We start from the raw sequence: 18,550 nt of genomic DNA on the forward strand, positions 1-18,550 counted from the left end.
TTATAACGGATTATAGGTAAAGGAATTTGAAGATTGCTACCGCTGCAATCGCTGCAAGAATCGGTGCAACTACTGGTACCCATGCATACCACCATTTTGAATCACCCTTGTGTTGACCAAGGATTGATTTTGGAAGGAAGGCGTGAAGAAGACGTGGTCCAAAGTCACGAGCTGGGTTCAAACCAGGTCCTGAAGGTCCTCCAAGTGAAGTAACCAAAGCCATTACCAAGAAACCAAGTGCCATATGACCTACTGCAACACCTGCTGTTGTGTGTGGTGCTGTTTGAGCTTTAATTGCCAAGTCAGAGAAGTCAACATTTTGACCAGCTTGAGTTGCCATTTGTTTCATGTATTGGAGGACTTCAGCTCCAAAGAAGTTCTTTGTCAAACCAAGTGCTGCAAAGAAAAGAACGAATGATCCAACAAACTCGTTGATAAAACCGTTAACTGTTGCAGCGAAGCGTGATTCTTTTGTACCTTGGTCCAAACTTGAAATAGTTGAGAAAGATCCCAAGATATTGTTTGCTTTTTCAGTTTGCAAGTAGTATGGACGGTGTGTTGCAACAACTAATGCTTGTCCGAAGATTGCTCCCAAAACTTGCATAATGATGTAAGGTGCAACCTGAGCCCAAGGGAAAAGTCCGCTAACTGCTAGACCAAGAGTGAAGGCTGGGTTGATGTGGTTACCAGAAACATTACCAAACATCAAGGCAGGGATCATAACCCCCATACCGTAACCAACAGCGATAACGAGCCAGCCACTTTGGTGACCTTTCGTACCTTTAAGTTCAACGTTGGCAACTGCACCATTTCCCAAGATGATCAAGATGGCTGTTCCCAAAAATTCTGTGGCATATTTGACTGCCCATGCGAAATCCATTTGATAGATTCTCCTTAAAATTTTTTAGACAATCCTTATTCTATCAATTTTTATATCTTTTAGCAACAGGTTTTCTAAAAGAATATATGAGAAAGCGGTTTTATTATGTGACTATTAGCTTTTCTTCAACCTACTACAGTAGATAAACATACTGAATGGCTACTGTCTTGACTCATTTAATTCTTAAAAATTGATAGAGTTGACAAATGGTAGAAAAAATCCCTTTTTACTAAGTTAAGTATCAACTAAAGTTACGATTAGCATTCGTTACTTAACCCACTCACCATTATAGTTGACGTAGTAACCATCTACGGTCGTATTCACTGCCAAAGCACCTGAGCTATAAGCATAGTACCATTTGCCATTGACCTGGAACCAGCCTGTCTTCATATCTCCATTACTTGCATTTAGGTAGTACCAAATTGAACCATCTTGATACCAACCAGTTGCCATTGCTCCTGATGAACGGAGATAGTACCACTTGTTACTAAGGTTTTGCCAACCAGTTTTCATATCGCCATTTTCAGCATCTAAATAGTACCAAGTTGAGCCTTCCTGATACCAGCCAGTTGTCATAGCTCCTGATGAACGGAGGTAGTACCACTTATTGCCAATTTGCTTCCAACCAGTTTGCATGATACCAGTTTCTGAATCTAGATAGTACCAAGCTGAACCATCATTTATCCAACCTACACGTCTTTCACCACCAAGATTCTTATTCCCAGAATTTCCTGTTTTTGCTAGGTAATACCAGTTAGATTGATCATAAAGCCAACCTGTCTTTAAATAATGATCTTGATCAAAGTAGTAGTATGCTAATTTAAGAACTTCGGGACCTTCCCAGCCTTCACCATGTTTTTTCCCAACGGTTAAGGAATATTTTAGCTCTAATTCTTGCCAACCAACAAACTCTTGTAGCACTCCATTTTCGTCAAAGTAGTACCATTCTGGCATTGGGGAACCTTCTAATCTGATACCATTAGGGTAAGGACCAATTGTATATCCTTTAACTGGCATTGGAATGTACTGCCAACCAACAACCATTTCGCCATTATAATCAAAATAATAGGTCTTGCCATCAATCACTCGCCAGTAGGTTTCTTTGATGTCACCCTTCTTGTAATAGGTTCTACCATTTTCTTGGACAAATTTCCAACCTTCTGAATCAGCATCATCCGCCAATACTGCACTTGTCGCTAGCAAACCAAAGAAAAATACTGTCAGTCCAACTTGCATAGTTTTTTTTAAAAGTTTCATTTATATATACCTCCAATATTAAATTAACACACCATATGAGGAGAAGTTATAAACCTTACCATTTATCTATTCTTCTGAACAAACTGTCGATAGGAAATTGTATTACCAAATGCAAGAACACTTAGTAATACAAATATAACTATTTTTTTAATTCCACGATTTCTCCTCATCTTATATTTTGAACCTCCTTTCTTTCTGCTTAATTCTAACACACATATGAAAATCAGTCAAGTTTTTATGTTCAATTTGACTTTTTTTTTATATTATTCCAAATAAACATTTTTATTCCAGATTTGCTATTTTTAACTAAAAGAAATATAATTAAGTTAAGTAGAAAGGAATAATATTTTTTATGAATATACTCGCTGAGAAATTCAGAGTAAAGAGAAAAGAGTTAGGTCTCTCCCAACAAACTCTTGCAGAAGGAATTTGTGAACAAAGTCAGATTAGTAAAATTGAAAGAGGTCATTTTATTCCCTCCGCAGACTTGTTATTCAAACTCTCTCAACGACTTGAAGTTCCTTTGGATTACTTTTTCAATGAACAAATCGAAGTTAAGTCTAACCTCTCTAACTTTAAGCAATTATCTGCTAGCTTATTAGATGATAGGAATTATGACGATTTAGAATATCTTTATAAAATAGAGGCTGAACGAAGCACTTTTCTAACACTAGAAGACCGAACTTACCTTGAATGGATTAAAGCTATAATTGACTTCTATCAATATGACAGTAAGTGTGATGCAATTTCTTCATTGGAAAATATATTATTAAAAGTCTCCTCAAATACTCTGATTTATTTAAAGGCGTTGAATACTCTATCTAATTTCTATTCCTTAGTGGGTCGTGAACAAGAATATGAGGCAAACTACTCTCATTTGATGGAGTTATATAAAACAAAAAATTTTGAGTATCAAGAGTTTTTATTTGGCTACATCAGAGTTCGTTACAACTACGCTCACTACCTAGTATCAAAGGAAAAATATAATGAAGCCATCCAAGAAGCTCTTGAGACGATTGAACTCTGTAAACAAAGACAGACAAGCTACCAACTGGCTCCTCTACTTATTCTTGTAGGAAATGCTGGAGCCAAATTTCTAGACAAAGAACAAGTCAAAAATTATTATATAGAAGCAAGAGAGTTATGTAAGATTTATAACAATCTTTTAATGTTGATGAAGGTAGAAAACTATTTGAAGGAATTAGATACTGTTTAGTTAATCTTGACATTATAGTTTTTCTGAGACGTTAAATAACCTGTAAGGCTGATAGTGAAATTAATACTATCAGTCTTATAATTATGTGACTATTACTTCAGATTCAGTTCACTATAATTTCCAAACGAATCTTATGATAGCTACCTTATTAGGATGCTCTTATTTTTTATCAGACAAAACAAAAGGATTAAGGGAGTGAATTTCCTTAATCCGATAGTCTCTTAAGCCTGACGCTGACCAAAGTCCTTAATCATCTGCTCCATTTCCTCACGACTTGGAGTTGTTAGCATATAGAGATAGTCTCCCTGTAGCTCAGCAAAGGCTACTGGCATGATTTTTTTGACCTTAAACTGCTGACCGTATTTGGCAAGTAAGTCTTCTTCTGAATAAACATAGTTAGCATTGGCGCGACGAGAAGTTGCCAAGCAATACTGGGTTTCAAACGGAGACTCTGGGAATGCTTCACCTGCAACGATAGCTGCATAGCCCTTGTACAAATCCAAGGAATGGGCATAGTTATAAACATCAATGGTAAAGCCACCTGCTGGACGGTTATTGTACTCAATGGCAATATAATCATCACCCTCACGGAAAAACTCGATATGGAAGAAACGTTCTTTCATGCCAAATTCTTTAACGATTGCCTCACCATACTTGCGCAATTTCGGATCCATATCTTTAAGAACATAATAAGAATTGTCCATCTTGTAAATCATGAGATCAAGTGGTGTATGGGCATAGTCAAAGGTCGTAGAAAAGACGATATTTCCATCTCTATCTACCAAACCATCGAAGGTACAGATTTCACTAGAGGTGACAAATTTTTCAAAGAAATAAACGGTTGAATGATCCCATTCTGCCTTGAAATGATGGATATCCTCTTCTGTTTCAAGCTTGAAGGTTGAAGCTGCCCCAACTCCATTGTCAGGTTTTGCAATCATGGGAAGTCCAATTTCTTTCACAGCTTTGTCAACATCTGCTTCTGTTTCAATGACAGCACCTGGCACAACCGGAACTCCAGCTTTTTTGAAGAGTTTCTTCATTTCAGACTTGAACTTGGTCTTCTTGAGGTCTTCTGGTTTGGCACCAAAAACATTGAACTGTTCACGAAGAGCAGCATCCAACTCTAGCCAGTATTCATTATGAGATTCGATGCGGTCAATTGGACCATGCTTATAAAAGAGAAAGGCAACTGCGCGTTTAACTTCATCAATATTTTCAAGATTATCAACACGGAAATACTCAGTCAAGCTATTGCGCAGTGGCTCATCTAGTTGTTCATAGGGTTCTTGCCCAATCCCTAGAACGGTGATTCCTTTATTGGCTAACTCAATACTAAACTGTTGGAAATTTTGTGGGTAATAGGGTGAAATTACAAGATAATTCATAAGCGACTCCTTTTATAGACTCATGTGACCGAGGAAGTATGGCATTTGTTTGCGCCACCAATCCCAATCATGGGCAACATCATGTCCCCATTCTGCAAACCAGGCAGGAATTTGTTTTTGGTCAAAGGCTTCTTTGAGCTTGTAGTAAGAAGGCAGGCCATCATGCTCCCAAGCACCTAAGCCAGTACAAATCACAATCTCAGCCTGACGGTAACGGTCAATAAACCAACCATCATTTTGATTCCAGATATAGTCTACTGGTGAATTTTGATAGATGGCATCATCATTGTAGTAGTCCCCTACAAAGAAGCGTGCGTCATAGACACCACTGAGGGCGATTACCTTGGTAAAGACATCTGGATGTTGGAGGAAAAAATTCAAAGCGTGATAGGCTCCCATAGAGCATCCTGTTGTCATCATACCGTTGAACCAGCCTGTCTTGTGTTTGATAAAAGGAATAGCTTCTTCAATAACGTATCGCTCATAAGCACGGTGCATTTCAGCTTGATCATGACCATTTTTCCATGTTGCTAGCCAACTCTCACTATCGACACTTGAAAGGGTAAAGAATTGCACTCGACCTTCCTCGATAAAGGATGCACAAGCATCAATCATGCCAAAATCATAGTATTCATTGTGGCTACCACCTGAAGAAGCAAAGACAACCACTGGGATACCTGCGTGTCCGTAACGATTAACATACATTTCACGGTTAAGATGACCACTCCAGTGGCTAAGATGTTCAATGTTCATATCCTGTCTCCTTTATATTGATTACCAATTTTCTGCAAAAAAGCGTAGGCAAGCTGGGAGATTTTCTGACCATGGCACTTCATGGTGAATGGCTCCAGCCTGAACCTTGAGCAAGAGATTTTCCAACTGAACTCCTCCTGCTATCAAATCATGATAATAGCGAAGAGAAGAGTCAATATAGGCCTGCTTAATATTGCCAGCCATGAGGGTCTTGTCTGTGTCGTCTGCTTCTTCCGTACCAACATAGATAAAGACATGCTGGTCAGGCAATAGTTTTTTTCGCTCCATATAGCGATCAAAGGCCTCTTGGTGAAGCCAGTTAGCTGATGAGAACACTCCCAAACATCCAATCTGATCCTGATATTCCAAGCCAATAAACTGGGTAATATTGCCACCTAGAGAAGATCCAACCATAGCAGTGTGCTTGCGATCAGACTTTGTCCGATAGTTTTCATCGATAAAGGGTTTGACCACTTCCATGACAAACTCAGCGTACTCGACTCCCTTACCACCAAATTGTTGGCCAGGAATGTTGGACTCTTGGAATTTCCATGCCGCATACTCGTTCATTCGACCAAGACCATCATTGTCAATAGCCACAACAATCATACGGCTGATATCTGGATTTCGCTTGATGGCTGGGATAATCTTCCAGGAATGTCCAACGTAAGATTCCTTACTATAAAAGACGTTTTGTCCATCGTGAAAATACACAACTGGGTAGCTTCTATCCGTGTCTTTATCATAGTTTTTGGGAAGGAGAACACGAACTCGGCGTTCCTTACCCGTGTAGGGAACTGCTAGTTTATGCTCTCGCATTTTCAAATAAAAATAGGATTGATTCATTGTCAGAAAACTCTCTATATTCAAAATTTTATCTTATTATAGCACAAAAATAGAAAAAAGTCGGTTTTCGTCTAAATTTAGGATAAAAACTAACTTTTTTCTTAGGAATTTCAGTTTCTTCACATTAAAGAAGATCTTCAATTAATTCATCGACAGCATCTTTTTCTGCTTGAGGTGTGATTTCTGTGATCATGATTCCTGCTACTGCTCGTTCAACCAATCCTTCAACGTCCATACGTGTTTCATACTGCTCCGCATTCTTAATCTTTGGATTTGTCTTCGGACGATCAGGCGCAAAAATCGTACAACAGTCTTCAAAAGGTTGGATAGAAATTTCAAAGGTATCAATTTCCTGTGCAATGTCAATGATTTCTAGCTTGTCCATAGTTACAACTGGACGGATGATTGGTGTATTGGTCACCGCATTGATAGCCTGCATACTCTCCAGGGTTTGGCTTGCCACCTGACCAAGACTTTCACCATTGATAATGACCAAACCTTTTCTCACTTCACGGATACGGTCGGTAATCCGCATCATAAAGCGACGAGTCAGAGTCATGAGATAAGCTTCTGGGGCCTTAGCCTTAATCTCTTCTTGGATTTCAGTGAAAGGCACTTCGATAAACTGGATATTCCCACCGAACTTAGTCAATTTACGGGTCAAATCCTGAGCTTTCTTGAGGGCACCTGGACTTGTGTATGGTGGACTAGCAAAGTGAACAGCCTCGATATCCACTCCACGTTTTAGAGCTAGATAACCAGCTACTGGTGAGTCAATCCCACCTGACAACATGAGCATGCCTTTCCCAGAAGTTCCAACTGGTAAACCACCCGCACCACGAATGGTCTCATAGGAAAGATAAGCCGCCTCTTCACGAATCTCCACTTGCAGATTGATATCGGGATTTTTCATTTGTGCTTGTACATTGGGAATGGCTTCAAATACTGCACCACCAAGAGTTTGGTTCAACTCACGACTGTCTAACTCAAAGTTGTGGTCGCTGCGTCTACTAGAAATTTTAAAGGTCATACCTTCCTTGTAGATGTCCTTCATAATCTCTTGGACAGTAGACTTCAGAACCTCGACAGATTTTTCAACCTTGTATACAGGTGAAAAGTTTTGAATCCCGAAAACTTGCTTGAGAGACTCTGCCACTGGTTCGTAATCTGCCCCATTCAGATAAGCGTGGGCACGGTCACGGTCTGCTGTAACTTTGACTTGAGGATAGATGGATAAAACGTCTGAGATATTATTACGTAGTTTATTGATGAAACGCATACGGTTTTTACCCTTGGTTGAAAGCTCACCATAACGAATCATAATTTCTGAATACTGCATGAATACTCCTATCTTACTTTTTTAGTTTGATTGTAGATTAATTTCAACTTGGTCAAGAACTGCTCTATCTGACTCATATCATTTTCTAGGTCTAGACTGAGACGAACTGCTGACTGGGCTTTATCCTTATCAATGCCCATAGCAATCAGAGTCCCAGCAGGTTTACCAGCCTTGGACGAGCAAGCTGACGTTGTAGAAATGAAAATATCATAGTCTTCAAAGGCGTGCACAATAACTTCCCCACGAACTCCCTTAATCCCAAAGGTCAGAATATGAGGCGCAAAGTTTTCCTCACCTGAAAAAACAAAAATATCTGGATATTCAAGTAGAGCTTGACGGATGACTTCCTTCATCTGACTTGTTTTACTAGCAAACAAGTCCAGTCTCTCCATAGCCAAACGTAGTGCCTTGGCAGTCGCAGCAATCCCTGCTACATTCTCAGTCGTTGAACGATAGTCACGCTCTTGACCACCACCGGTTAATAGGGGTGTAATTTTCTTGCCAGACTTGATATAGACAAAGCCAACACCACGAACGCCGTGGAATTTATGACTAGAGAAGGTCGCAAAATCCACTCGGTCTGTCAAATACTTTTCTGTCGGAATCTTAGCCAAGGCCTGAACAGTATCAACGTGGAAAGAGACAGTTGGCTTATCCGCTAATAGTTCTGAGATAGCTTGAATAGGCTGGATAGAGCCAATTTCATTGTTAACTGCCATAATGGAAACCAAGGTCGTATCAGGACGAAGTAGGTTTTCTAAAGCAGCTACATCTACAAATCCCTTTTCATCTACAGGTGCAAAATCCACTTCAAAACCTTGAGTCTTGAGCCAGAGGGCTGACTCCTTGACTGCTGGGTGCTCAATAGCTGACACAATAATGTGTTTACCAAATTGCGCTTTTTCAAATGCAACCCCTTTGATAACCCAGTTGTCTCCTTCAGTCCCACCAGAGGTAAAGAAGATTTCTTCGCTTTTCTTGCTAATCAAATCTGCAATCTGCTGACGAGAAGCTTCTAAAATTCTGGTAGACTGGTCTCCCAAACGATGGAGACTCGAAGGATTTCCAATAATTTTTGCAGACACTTGCATATAGGTTTCAAGTGCTTCTGGATAAGGCTTAGTCGTTGCCGAATTATCAAAGTAAATCATGGTTTCTCACGCTTTCTAAAATCACTCCTTCTATTGTATCACGAAACAGTTCAGGCGACAAGAAAGGCAATTCAGGTTCATTTAAGTTTTTTTTAAAGATTTTCGGTATAATGAATTTTAGTAAAGGAGAGATATTATGTCTAATTATCGTAGAACATCAAAACCCAAAACAGAACACATCAAAAAAGGATTTACTGTTTTTCAAAAAACGATTGCTACTATCGCAAGTATTCTAGGATTGATTACCGCTAGCATTACTATTATGAATGCTTTTGATAAAAACAAGGACAAAAAAGAAACGACTACACAAACGACTATTATCAAGGAAGTCCAAAAAGAAACTCCAGCAGACACTAATCCCCCTGCACAAAACCAAACCAACAATCAAGACACAAGTCAAAAAGAAGAGACACAAACTTCTAACAGTGAAGAAAGCAAGAAAGAAGAGTCGACAAGTAAAAAAGAGCAAACTGACACTCCTTCTAGTACACAAGCAACAGATACAGCTACTACAGCTACAAGTGGGGCTTCCTAAAAATAACCAAAAACCAGTGATTGCAGCACTGGTTTTTTACATGATTCAATATCGAGCCTATAAAAAAAGCGAACAAGACCGGCTTCTGTTCATCAGAAAACTAGTTTTGTCCGCTTTTTATAATCGAGATTAGTCTCTTGATCCAATCTCTATGACTTAGATGCTTTTACATCATCTTATTCGTCGTCTTTTTTCTTTCCCATTGCAAACATACCAAGAAGTGCTCCTACAAGACCTACAGCTGCAAGGCCAGCATTTTCTTTAGTGCCTGTCTCTGGGAGTTTGTATGGATGACTTGCAGGTGCTTGATAAGTCTTATCTTGTGACATAGCAAGAGCTACAAGAGACTGCTCATCTTTGTATTCTGGAACCTCATGGATAGCTCCTTCTGCTCCATTGACACCACCTGTGAATTCTGGGCTTACTTCCTGAACAGCTGCTTCGACACCATTCACTCCACCTGTAAACTCTGGAACTTCATGAATAGCGGCTTCTGCTCCATTGACACTGCCTGTGAATTCTGGGCTTACTTCCTGAACAACTGCTTCTTCACCATTCACTCCACCAGTAAATTCTGGGACTTCATGAATAGCTGCTTCACCTGCTGTGCCAATTGCTCCTGTGTATTCTGGAACTTCATGAACAGCTGCTTCGACTGCGTTAACGCCACCCTTGAATTCTGGGACTTCTACTACTGGTGCTGCTTCGTCACCTGCTGTACCAATAGCTTCAGTGTACTCTGGAACTTCATGAACAGCTGCTTCGACTGCGTTAACGCCACCCTTGAATTCTGGGACTTCTACTACTGGTGTTGCTTCTTCACCTGCTGTGCCAATAGCTTCAGTGTACTCTGGAACTTCATGAACAGCTGCTTCGTCACCATTTACTCCACCGGTAAATTCTGGGATTTCTACTACTGGTGGTTGGATTTTATCAGCTGCTTCATTTTCTTCAATGTACTCTGGAACTTCATGAACAGCTGCTTCAACAGCATTAACCCCACCCTTGAATTCTGGGACTTCTACTACTGGCGCCGCTTCGTCACCTGCTGTACCAATTACACCTGTGTATTCTGGAATTTCCACTACCGGAGCTGCTTCATCGCCTGCTGTGCCAATTGCTCCTGTGTATTCTGGAATTTCCACTACTGGCGCCGCTTCGTCACCTGCTGTACCAATAACTCCTGTGTATTCTGGAATTTCCACTACCGGAGCCGCTTCATCGCCTGCTGTGCCAATTGCTCCTGTGTATTCTGGGACTTCTACTACTGGCGCTGCTTCGTCACCTGCTGTACCAATTGCTCCTGTGTATTCTGGAATTTCCACTACTGGAGCTGCTTCATCGCCTGCTGTGCCAATAGCTTCAGTGTACTCTGGAACTTCATGAACAGCTGCTTCGACACCATTTACGCCACCGGTAAATTCTGGAACTTCTACTATTGGTGCTGCTTCATCACCCTTACTTGTAGTTGGAGCTGGTTTCTCTGGTTCTTCCGGAAGTTCTTGGTGGAATGTCGTCATTTCGTAGAACTCTGGTTTGCCACCTTCCCAAACAAGTTTGACATCCAATAATGGAGACTTATCTCTGACAGCAAATGTTTGGAAGCTTGAGGTAATCTCACCTAGTTCTGACCAAGCGTCTACTTTATCTCCTTTCAAAGTACGAGCAAGCACACGAGCTTTCACTCCTTGAGGAAGACTTGAAACAAGTCGGATATGATTTGCATCTGTCGGTTCTGACAAGTGGTAAACCAACTCACCTTGGTCTTTCTCAGCCTTATAGCTTGTCAAAACTTTGCCGTCTACAAGATTTGTGTAAAGGTTACCTTGGCTTTCACCGCTGTTTCCTTCTACAGTTGGATCATTGATTGGTTTCACAAATTCACCATCATTGATAACCAACTCAGTGAAGCCTACAAAACGAGCATCGTAGTCTGCTGTAAATAGAACACGGAGATAGTTAGCCTTAACTGGGCTTGAAAGTTCACCCTCGATATAGCGATTTCCTGGCATCTTAGAATCATGTGTCCAGCCATCGGTCAAGGAATCATCACGTGTTTCATTAGCAAGGCCGTCACCAACTGTCACAACATCGGTCCAAGTCTTGCCATCTTGACTGACTTGAATCTTACCATCACGGAGATAGTTTTGAGTGCCGTCTTGGATATAAGCTCTAATCTTCTTGATGTCACGTTCGCTACCAAGTTTCAAGGTGATATGACCATCTTTACGAGCATAGTCAGAAAACTCTACAAAATTATTGTAAACACCATCGAATAATTGATCCAAGTTCTTGATCTTACGAACGTCATTTCTACCGTATGTTGGGTGGATTCCCATTGATGTAGAATCAAGTGTCGTTGGTTGAACTTCTTTTGTCTTAACAAGTAGAGATGTTGCTGTCACTGCTTGTTCTTGATCAGTCTTATTAACTAGACGAACATAACGTACCAAGGACTTATCAGTCACTTGATCAGCTGGATACCATTCTTGGGCATTTGGAGAGTATTCCAAGTTGAGGGATGGATTTTCAATACCTAGTGCTTGAATGCTTTCAGCTTGGTGGAGACGATCAAGTTTCATACCCAAGTAACTATTAGCTGGAAGCTTAGTTCCGCTTGGAATTTGCAGGTCATAACGGCCTAGGCTGTCATAAACTGGAGTTGACTTCAAGCTTTCAACATTTGTATCAGTCAATTCGCTATTGCCTGCACGCGTTTCAACTGAGAAGTCAACGATACGCCACCATAGGTTGATGTTCTTAGTATTGCGTACACGAACGTAGCGAGCTGAAATTGGAGTTTCGATTTCTTTTGTTTGTTCACCAGTCAAGCGATCCAATTCTTGCCATGAGCTACCATCTGCAGAATATTCAAGAACACCTTCTGCCAATTTATCTCCTGCTCCTTGAACAAGACGAACTTTAGTCACAGGTTTAACTTCACCCAAGTCAAGTTGTACCCAACCATTTACTGGAGTTGTGTCTGTTCTATCAGCATTTGCAAGCATGGCTTCAGTATTATCACGTCCGTCTGTAATCTGACCAACTGTTGTGTTGTACTTGTACATAAGATTTGGACTGATAGTCACAGTAGCTGACTGTTTAGCACGAGTAACTTCTACAGGGCGGTTAACAGCAATTTCTCGTACAGCAAACCAAGTATTATCACGATCTGAAGTCGCAATCATACGAACAGCTTTGGCGTTGATGTTGAGGTTTTCAAATTTAAGCAGTGGTTCATTACCAGTGTAGCTTGGTTCTGAAAGTGTTACCCACTCATCATTTTCATTGAGATATTCAACCTTAGCGTTGTTAAAGGTATCACGAGGATTTGCTTGAGTTCCCATTGCAAATGTCAAGTTTTGGATTGGAACAGCTTTGTTAAATTTCAAGCCAATGTAGTCACCAGTTTGAATGCTGTTTGGTGATTTGATCAAAGCATGTGTTCCTAAATCACCGTCAGTCACTTCAGCAAGTCCACCTTCGACACCAGTACGGTTTGTGATAAAGGTACTAAGGACTTGGTCAGGATGCAAGGCTTTTTGGACTTCTGTTGCAAGGATTTCACGAAGGCCTAGCAAGAATGGACGGATATGTTGAACACCCAACTCAGCTCTTTCATCATGGTCTACATAGTGGAAGGTATAGGTTTGAGACTGTTCATAGAGTTTCAAGCCCTTATAGTAACTATCCCAAAGTTTTGCAGAATCATTCTTTTCGATAGCTTCTGTACCATCAAGAAGAGCACTCAAGGCGTCCATTTGATCGATGGTATTATCCAACCAATAGTGGATTTGAGCACGCATCTTTTCATCACCAGATGCTTTATATAATTGAGCTGCAGCTTTAAGTTTAGCAAATTCTGCACGCAATTCTTGACGCTCTGCACTAACATCTTGACCAGCTTTCAACTTAGACATGAAGGTCGCCAATTTCGGTGCAAGTTCAACAGACTCTTCCAATTTCACAACACGACCATCCATGTTTTGGTTGATCATATGTTTACCAAGCTCACGGAAGGCAACTGATGCTTCGCTATCTGTAAACTTACCGTTTTCAACAAAGTTGAAGGCGATGTCATTTACTTTCTTAGCTTCTTCTTCTGACTTCCATTGTTTCCATGCATATTGGGCTGCTGAGAAGAGGGCAATCTTAGAAGGCTCAGATTGTTGCATTGGGTTCAACATGATACCTGATAGGAGACTAGGGTCTACATTCGGATGAAGGAATTTCTCACCACCACCCAAGATCAAGTGTTGTTTAGAGTTATCTGTAACAGGCCAGTTTACCCATAGAGAAACTGGTCGGTAGGTCTTACCACCTGCAGTCAGGTTGTTCTTAAGATTAGAAAGGAAGTTTTCTGATACTTCACCCCAAATCTTACCACCAGTAAGGGTCATAGAAGTTGAACTTGGAAGATTTTCATTGAGTGCTTTCAACTCATCTTCACGTCCATTACCCCAATACTGACCTGGAACGAAGATCATTTCCTTACGAAGACCAACATAAGTTGCTTGTTTTTCAGTCAACCAATCTGTCATGTCCTTCATCAAGCGGTTGTAGCTATTGTAGCCACCAACTGGACTTGGAGCATCATCGGCTAGAATACCGAACTCACGGACACCGACATCCATCAATTGAGTGAACTTAGCCTTAATGGTTTCAAGGTCTTTTTGGTAGTCAGCATCGTTGCCAAAACGAATACGGTTGTTCATGAATGGGTGGATGGTCCAAACATAACGAGTCTTGTTTTGGTTTCCGACACGTGCCAATTCACGAATTTCAGCTAATTTTTCTTCTGGATAAAGTTCACGCCATTTCTTGTTGTGGTATGGATCGTCTTTTGGTGCAAAGAAGTATTGAGTCAACTTCAAGTCACCACCGTAGCGCATCAATTCAGCACGATCAGCATTGCTCCATGGATTTCCATAGTAACCTTCGATAAAGCCACGGTTCTTAATTTCAGCGAAGTCTTCAACAGTTACATTACGTAAAACTGGAGCTTCACTTTCATTAAGCATGTGTTTGAGAGTTGTCAAACCATAGAAGACAGCATCTGTATCCTTACCGACGATAGAGATTGTATTGTTCTTAATTGACAAAGCGTAAGCATCAATCTTATCAAAGAGTCCTTGAGATAGACTTGGCATTTCTTTTTCAGCTTGTGAATTTTGTCCATGAACGCCAAGGTAGATGTTTGTTGCACCTGCTACAGGTGTTTGACTGCTTGTGTATGAAATTTGATGATCTTGTAGAACACTCTTCAAGCGGTTACGAGTATAGATATCTAACTGATCGCCCATAACAAGATTGACTTGTTTATGGAGTTTCGTAACGCCTTCACCATAAGTTACTTTTTGTGGTGTTGGGAATACCTTATATTCTTTCTTGAGATAGTCTTGACTTTGTGCTGCTGCAGCAACTATGTCGTCACTAGCTGGTTTGCTAGCTACAAAGCTATCAGCGAGTTCAGTGGTACCATCACCCATTTCCTCAACTTTAGGTTTTTCTGGAGTGACAGGATTCTCAGGAGTAACTGGTTTTTCCGGAGTAACTGGCTCTTCTGGTTTGCTATCAGAAAGTGGCTTAAGAAGTTGAATCTCTGCTGCACTACCAAATCCACGCACACCTTCTAGAACTTTAAACTCTATCTTATCTGTTTCAATAGCCTCAAAGTTAACTGTCTTTTCTTTGGCATTATTTTCCCAAGTTCCAGAAGCAACCTTAACCATTTGACCATCTTTTTGAGCATAGATTTCATAAGATGTTACGACACCATTGCCTCCACCTGGGCGTGGAAGGTAGGTCAGACCATTTACTTTTTCACTTGCCTTCAAGTTCATTGCAACAGTGAATGGAGCCTGATCTCCAAACCATTTTGAATGCCAGAAGGTATTTGGATCATTGTCGAAGGCTTTTTCTACTGGACCTTCAGTATTGGTTCCTGGCAATTCCTGACTTGTTGCAGAAACTGTAAATTTATCATTTGGAATCAAACGTGGATTTACGAATGGTTCATTTGACAACTCAGCACTATGCAAGATTCCTTTGAAGCCACCGATTGTTTCAAGAGGTAGAACCAAACTATTATGAGCAAAGCGAGGGTAAGCTGGATTTGCGATACGCTCAACCTTTTCACCATCTACATAAACTTCTGTTACTTGAGGTTTGGTTACGACAGAAATTTGATAACGTTTGTTCTTTTCAAGTTTTTTGTTAAATTGGATATGGAATTGTTCAAATTTATAAGCGAGGTAGCCATCCTTATCCGCAAGATAAAGTTGGTTGTCTCCGCTAGTTGAGAAGGTTTGTTGCCCATCACCAGTTACAGTAACATCCAATTTCAAGACATGACTCGGACCAACATCACCAACAAGACCTTCGATAGTGCTATCTTTTTCGAAGTTCAAACCTGCTTCAGTCTTCTGTACTTTCTTTGCAAGATAATCTTTGACAGTCTCAGGATTAATCTTGAACAAATCTTCTTCAGCTACGGTCTTATCTGGGTTAGATTGTGGTGCATAAACACTTGTTGGCAAGGAGCGCTCAGCAAAAGTCTTGCCTGCACGATCAGATCCCCAAGTACGTTCTGCAGTAGTCTGCATACTCTTGAAGAAACGTTTAAAGATATCGTAAGAAGTAAGTCCAGTTTCGTGAAGGTCAATATTGTCATTCCATACAGCGTGACCACCACCAAGGATATTTGGATTAGATGCTTCTAATCGAGGTCCTCCACCCGTTGTAAAGTCATTTGGAGTCCAACGATTGTATTGGCGTTCATAACTTGCATAGTCTCCGTAACCACCTTGACTATTGCTTCCACTAGGAACACTATAGGTTGGAATATCTGTGATATTGATAATCTTAGCACCTTGAGCAATAGCATCAGCTGGACGTTGCCATCCGATACTCCAGATATCAACTTCTACATCTTTCCAATCAACTGGCGTTGAACCTGGTTTAGCACTAAGTGAACCCCAAATACGCGGTGTCAAACCTTTGCCTTTGATGTACTGGATCATATCATTGACATAGCGACGATAGCTTTCTCTACTGCCGTAGTACTCATCAGTTCCGATATGAACTGTTGAGACACCATGAAGTGGTGCATTTTCTCCATCGAGCAATTTATCATAGACTGATTTAACAAAAGCAAGAGTTTCTTCATACTTGTTATCCAAGTCCAACATAGCAACACGTTCTACATTGTGCTTACCTCTATAATCGCTCAGACTACCTTTATACATAAGGTCTGGACGAACTTTAACAAAGGACAAAGCGTGACCTGGTGTGTCAATCTCAGGAACAAGGTTGATATGCAAAGCTTTAGCCAACTTGATGATCTGTTGCATTTCTTCCTTAGTATAATGCTCGTCTGATGTTAATTTTTCACCATTGTCACCAACAACATCTGTTTCTACACGGAAGCCAGTCTTAGCATTTTTTAGGACATAATCCAGTTCCTCTTGAGGAGTAAGATTTTTCCCTGCTAAATGATCTTTTAAGAAGATATAATTGTCATTCAAGTGCAACTGAAGATCGTTCATCTTGTAGTAGGCCATGTTAAGCATGATATCCACGAGAGTATCATAAGGGATAAACTTACGACCTGTGTCTAGCATAAAGCCACGGTGGCTGAAGCTTGGGAAGTCACGGATTTCACCGTTCTGTAGGTCATTTTCTCCCATCTGAAGGAGAGTACGAGTTGCGTAAAAGGCTCCTGCGTTGGTCGCTGCTTCTACTGTGATAACTCCATCTTTAATGGTGATACCATAGCCTTCTTTACCATAGCCTTTATCAACAACTTTCTTAAATTCGATCCGTTTTTGAGCTGTTTGTTCACCTGTAGCGATTTCTAGCCCACGACTTTCAAGGTCAGTCTGATAGAATTTAGCTTCTTGACCAAATCCAGAATCTCCAACTGAAATCACGGTATCAGCTGTAATAGAAGTTTTGCCTTCAGTTCCATACCATTGTTGAACTGCTGGTGCAACAGCTGGTTTGGTTCCAACACCTTCATCTGCGTGCAAACCTTTAATAAGAACTTCAAATTCTTTTGTGAAGGTATGAGTATCTTTGATTTGTTGGACCATTACCTTGACAGTTTGATCTGTTAAAGGTTTGTAGATCTTGTTATTAAGATCTACAACTCCCTGTTTGTTGCTACCAATCAAGCTAACTTTTCCTGGCAAGCTCGGTAAAACAAGTGACTTACCGTCTTCAGCAACTGTTAGTTCTGTAACTTGACGAATGTCTGTTGGTTTGCTTGCATCTGGAATGTTTGAATACGCACGAATCTCTTGGATACCAACATTTTTCCAGTTCATAGTACCAGCTTGATAGTCTGTGATTTCAAGTTTAAGGTACTTAGCATGGATAGCTTCTTTTAAGTCAACCTTTTCATCAAGTACAGGTGTTCCTGTTCTTTGATGAGCCAACTTCCATTCCTTGTTACCTGAACCATTTACATCATCTTGCCCAGCGTAGTAGAGATTCCAAGATTTGATATTTGGATCGTTTTGTTGACCACGAAGACGGCGATCCCAATCAATTTCCACATGCTTAATTACAGTTGTCTTTTCAAGTGTAAATTCGATTGTTGGTTTCTCAACGTTTTGATCAGTAGCCCAACGAGTATCAGGTTTGCCATCAATTGCCTTTTCTGCTGTAAATGGTGTATTGGCTTCATGGTTTGAAGCTGTTGCAGTCGCCTTTTCTAGATGATTGACATCTGGTGTTTCAACTAAATCCTTAGCAACTGGTTTTGTTTCAGCTTTGGGAGCAACTGTCGGAGTTTCTACTTCTTTCTTCGGAGTTTCTTCTACATTTGGCTGAGTTGCCACCTCAGTGGCTTTATTTTCGACGGCACCAGCATTTGCTTCAGCTTTATCAATAGCTGATGCTAAATCTGCTGGTAACTTTTCCAGTGGTTGGACCTGTGTTACTGCTCCCTCAGTTTCTACAGGAACTTCTTTTTCTGCTGCTTGAACCATTCCGGCACCAAAGATACTGGCACCAATCATGACAGAAGCTGCACCAATCGTAAATTTACGAATACTGTAATGACACCGTTTCTCAAATAAGTGTTTTCCCATTTTTCTCCTGTTTCCTTTCATACGCTTCAAGAGTAAGCGTTCTCATTCCCCTTTAGAAAAAGAAGAGGACCTAGAGGTCCTCTCCGGGTT

At 40.6% G+C, this 18,550-nt stretch carries 11 protein-coding genes; 2 read left to right on the forward strand and 9 right to left on the reverse strand.

From position 1 onward, the window contains the following. Positions 1–10: 10 nt before the first annotated feature. The 3 genes from gla to QM874_RS02555 form a co-directional block, all read right to left on the reverse strand. Positions 11–880, reverse strand: a complete 870-nt coding sequence (gla, locus tag QM874_RS02545) for an aquaglyceroporin Gla (protein WP_414269496.1) — start codon at positions 878–880, stop codon at positions 11–13. Positions 881–1,147: 267 nt separating this feature from the next. Next, on the reverse strand, positions 1,148–2,137 hold the full coding sequence (gene cbpJ / locus QM874_RS02550; protein ID WP_414316083.1) for a choline-binding protein CbpJ: 990 nt from the start codon (positions 2,135–2,137) through the stop codon (positions 1,148–1,150). 62 nt (positions 2,138–2,199) lie between these two features. Then, positions 2,200–2,307, reverse strand: a complete 108-nt coding sequence (locus QM874_RS02555) for a PhrA family quorum-sensing system peptide (protein WP_414267285.1) — start codon at positions 2,305–2,307, stop codon at positions 2,200–2,202. Between the two features lie 182 nt (positions 2,308–2,489). Here QM874_RS02555 and QM874_RS02560 point away from each other — a divergent pair, with 182 nt between their 5' ends. Beyond that, positions 2,490–3,353, forward strand: coding sequence for a helix-turn-helix domain-containing protein (locus QM874_RS02560; protein ID WP_414316084.1), 864 nt, complete (start codon positions 2,490–2,492; stop codon positions 3,351–3,353). A gap of 221 nt (positions 3,354–3,574) precedes the next feature. Here QM874_RS02560 and QM874_RS02565 read toward each other — a convergent pair whose 3' ends face one another. The 5 genes from QM874_RS02565 to QM874_RS02585 form a co-directional block, all read right to left on the reverse strand. Further along, positions 3,575–4,741 carry an ATP-grasp domain-containing protein gene (locus QM874_RS02565; protein WP_414316085.1) on the reverse strand — a complete coding sequence of 389 codons (1,167 nt, stop codon included), beginning with the start codon at positions 4,739–4,741 and terminating at the stop codon, positions 3,575–3,577. 12 nt (positions 4,742–4,753) lie between these two features. Further along, complete coding sequence (locus tag QM874_RS02570; RefSeq protein WP_414316086.1) at positions 4,754–5,494, reverse strand: esterase family protein; 741 nt, start codon at positions 5,492–5,494, stop codon at positions 4,754–4,756. Between the two features lie 21 nt (positions 5,495–5,515). Then, positions 5,516–6,340: an alpha/beta hydrolase gene (locus QM874_RS02575; RefSeq protein ID WP_414316087.1), complete on the reverse strand. Its 825-nt coding sequence runs from the start codon at positions 6,338–6,340 to the stop codon at positions 5,516–5,518. A gap of 124 nt (positions 6,341–6,464) precedes the next feature. After that, complete coding sequence (gene thiI, locus QM874_RS02580; protein ID WP_414316088.1) at positions 6,465–7,679, reverse strand: tRNA uracil 4-sulfurtransferase ThiI; 1,215 nt, start codon at positions 7,677–7,679, stop codon at positions 6,465–6,467. An 8-nt stretch (positions 7,680–7,687) separates the two neighbouring features. Then, complete coding sequence (locus QM874_RS02585) at positions 7,688–8,830, reverse strand: cysteine desulfurase family protein (RefSeq protein WP_414316089.1); 1,143 nt, start codon at positions 8,828–8,830, stop codon at positions 7,688–7,690. Between the two features lie 136 nt (positions 8,831–8,966). On the opposite strand from QM874_RS02585, the gene QM874_RS02590 reads away from it, so the two are divergent. Next, entirely contained in the window at positions 8,967–9,365 is a 399-nt protein-coding gene (locus QM874_RS02590) for a DUF6556 family protein (protein WP_414316090.1), read from the forward strand. A 176-nt stretch (positions 9,366–9,541) separates the two neighbouring features. On the opposite strand, the gene QM874_RS02595 is transcribed toward QM874_RS02590, so the two are convergent. After that, positions 9,542–18,460, reverse strand: a complete 8,919-nt coding sequence (locus QM874_RS02595) for an SIALI-17 repeat-containing surface protein (protein WP_414316091.1) — start codon at positions 18,458–18,460, stop codon at positions 9,542–9,544. Positions 18,461–18,550 lie beyond the last annotated feature (90 nt).

This window comes from Streptococcus infantis, from assembly GCF_047463615.1.
In the GTDB taxonomy this organism is placed as follows: domain Bacteria; phylum Bacillota; class Bacilli; order Lactobacillales; family Streptococcaceae; genus Streptococcus; species Streptococcus infantis_X.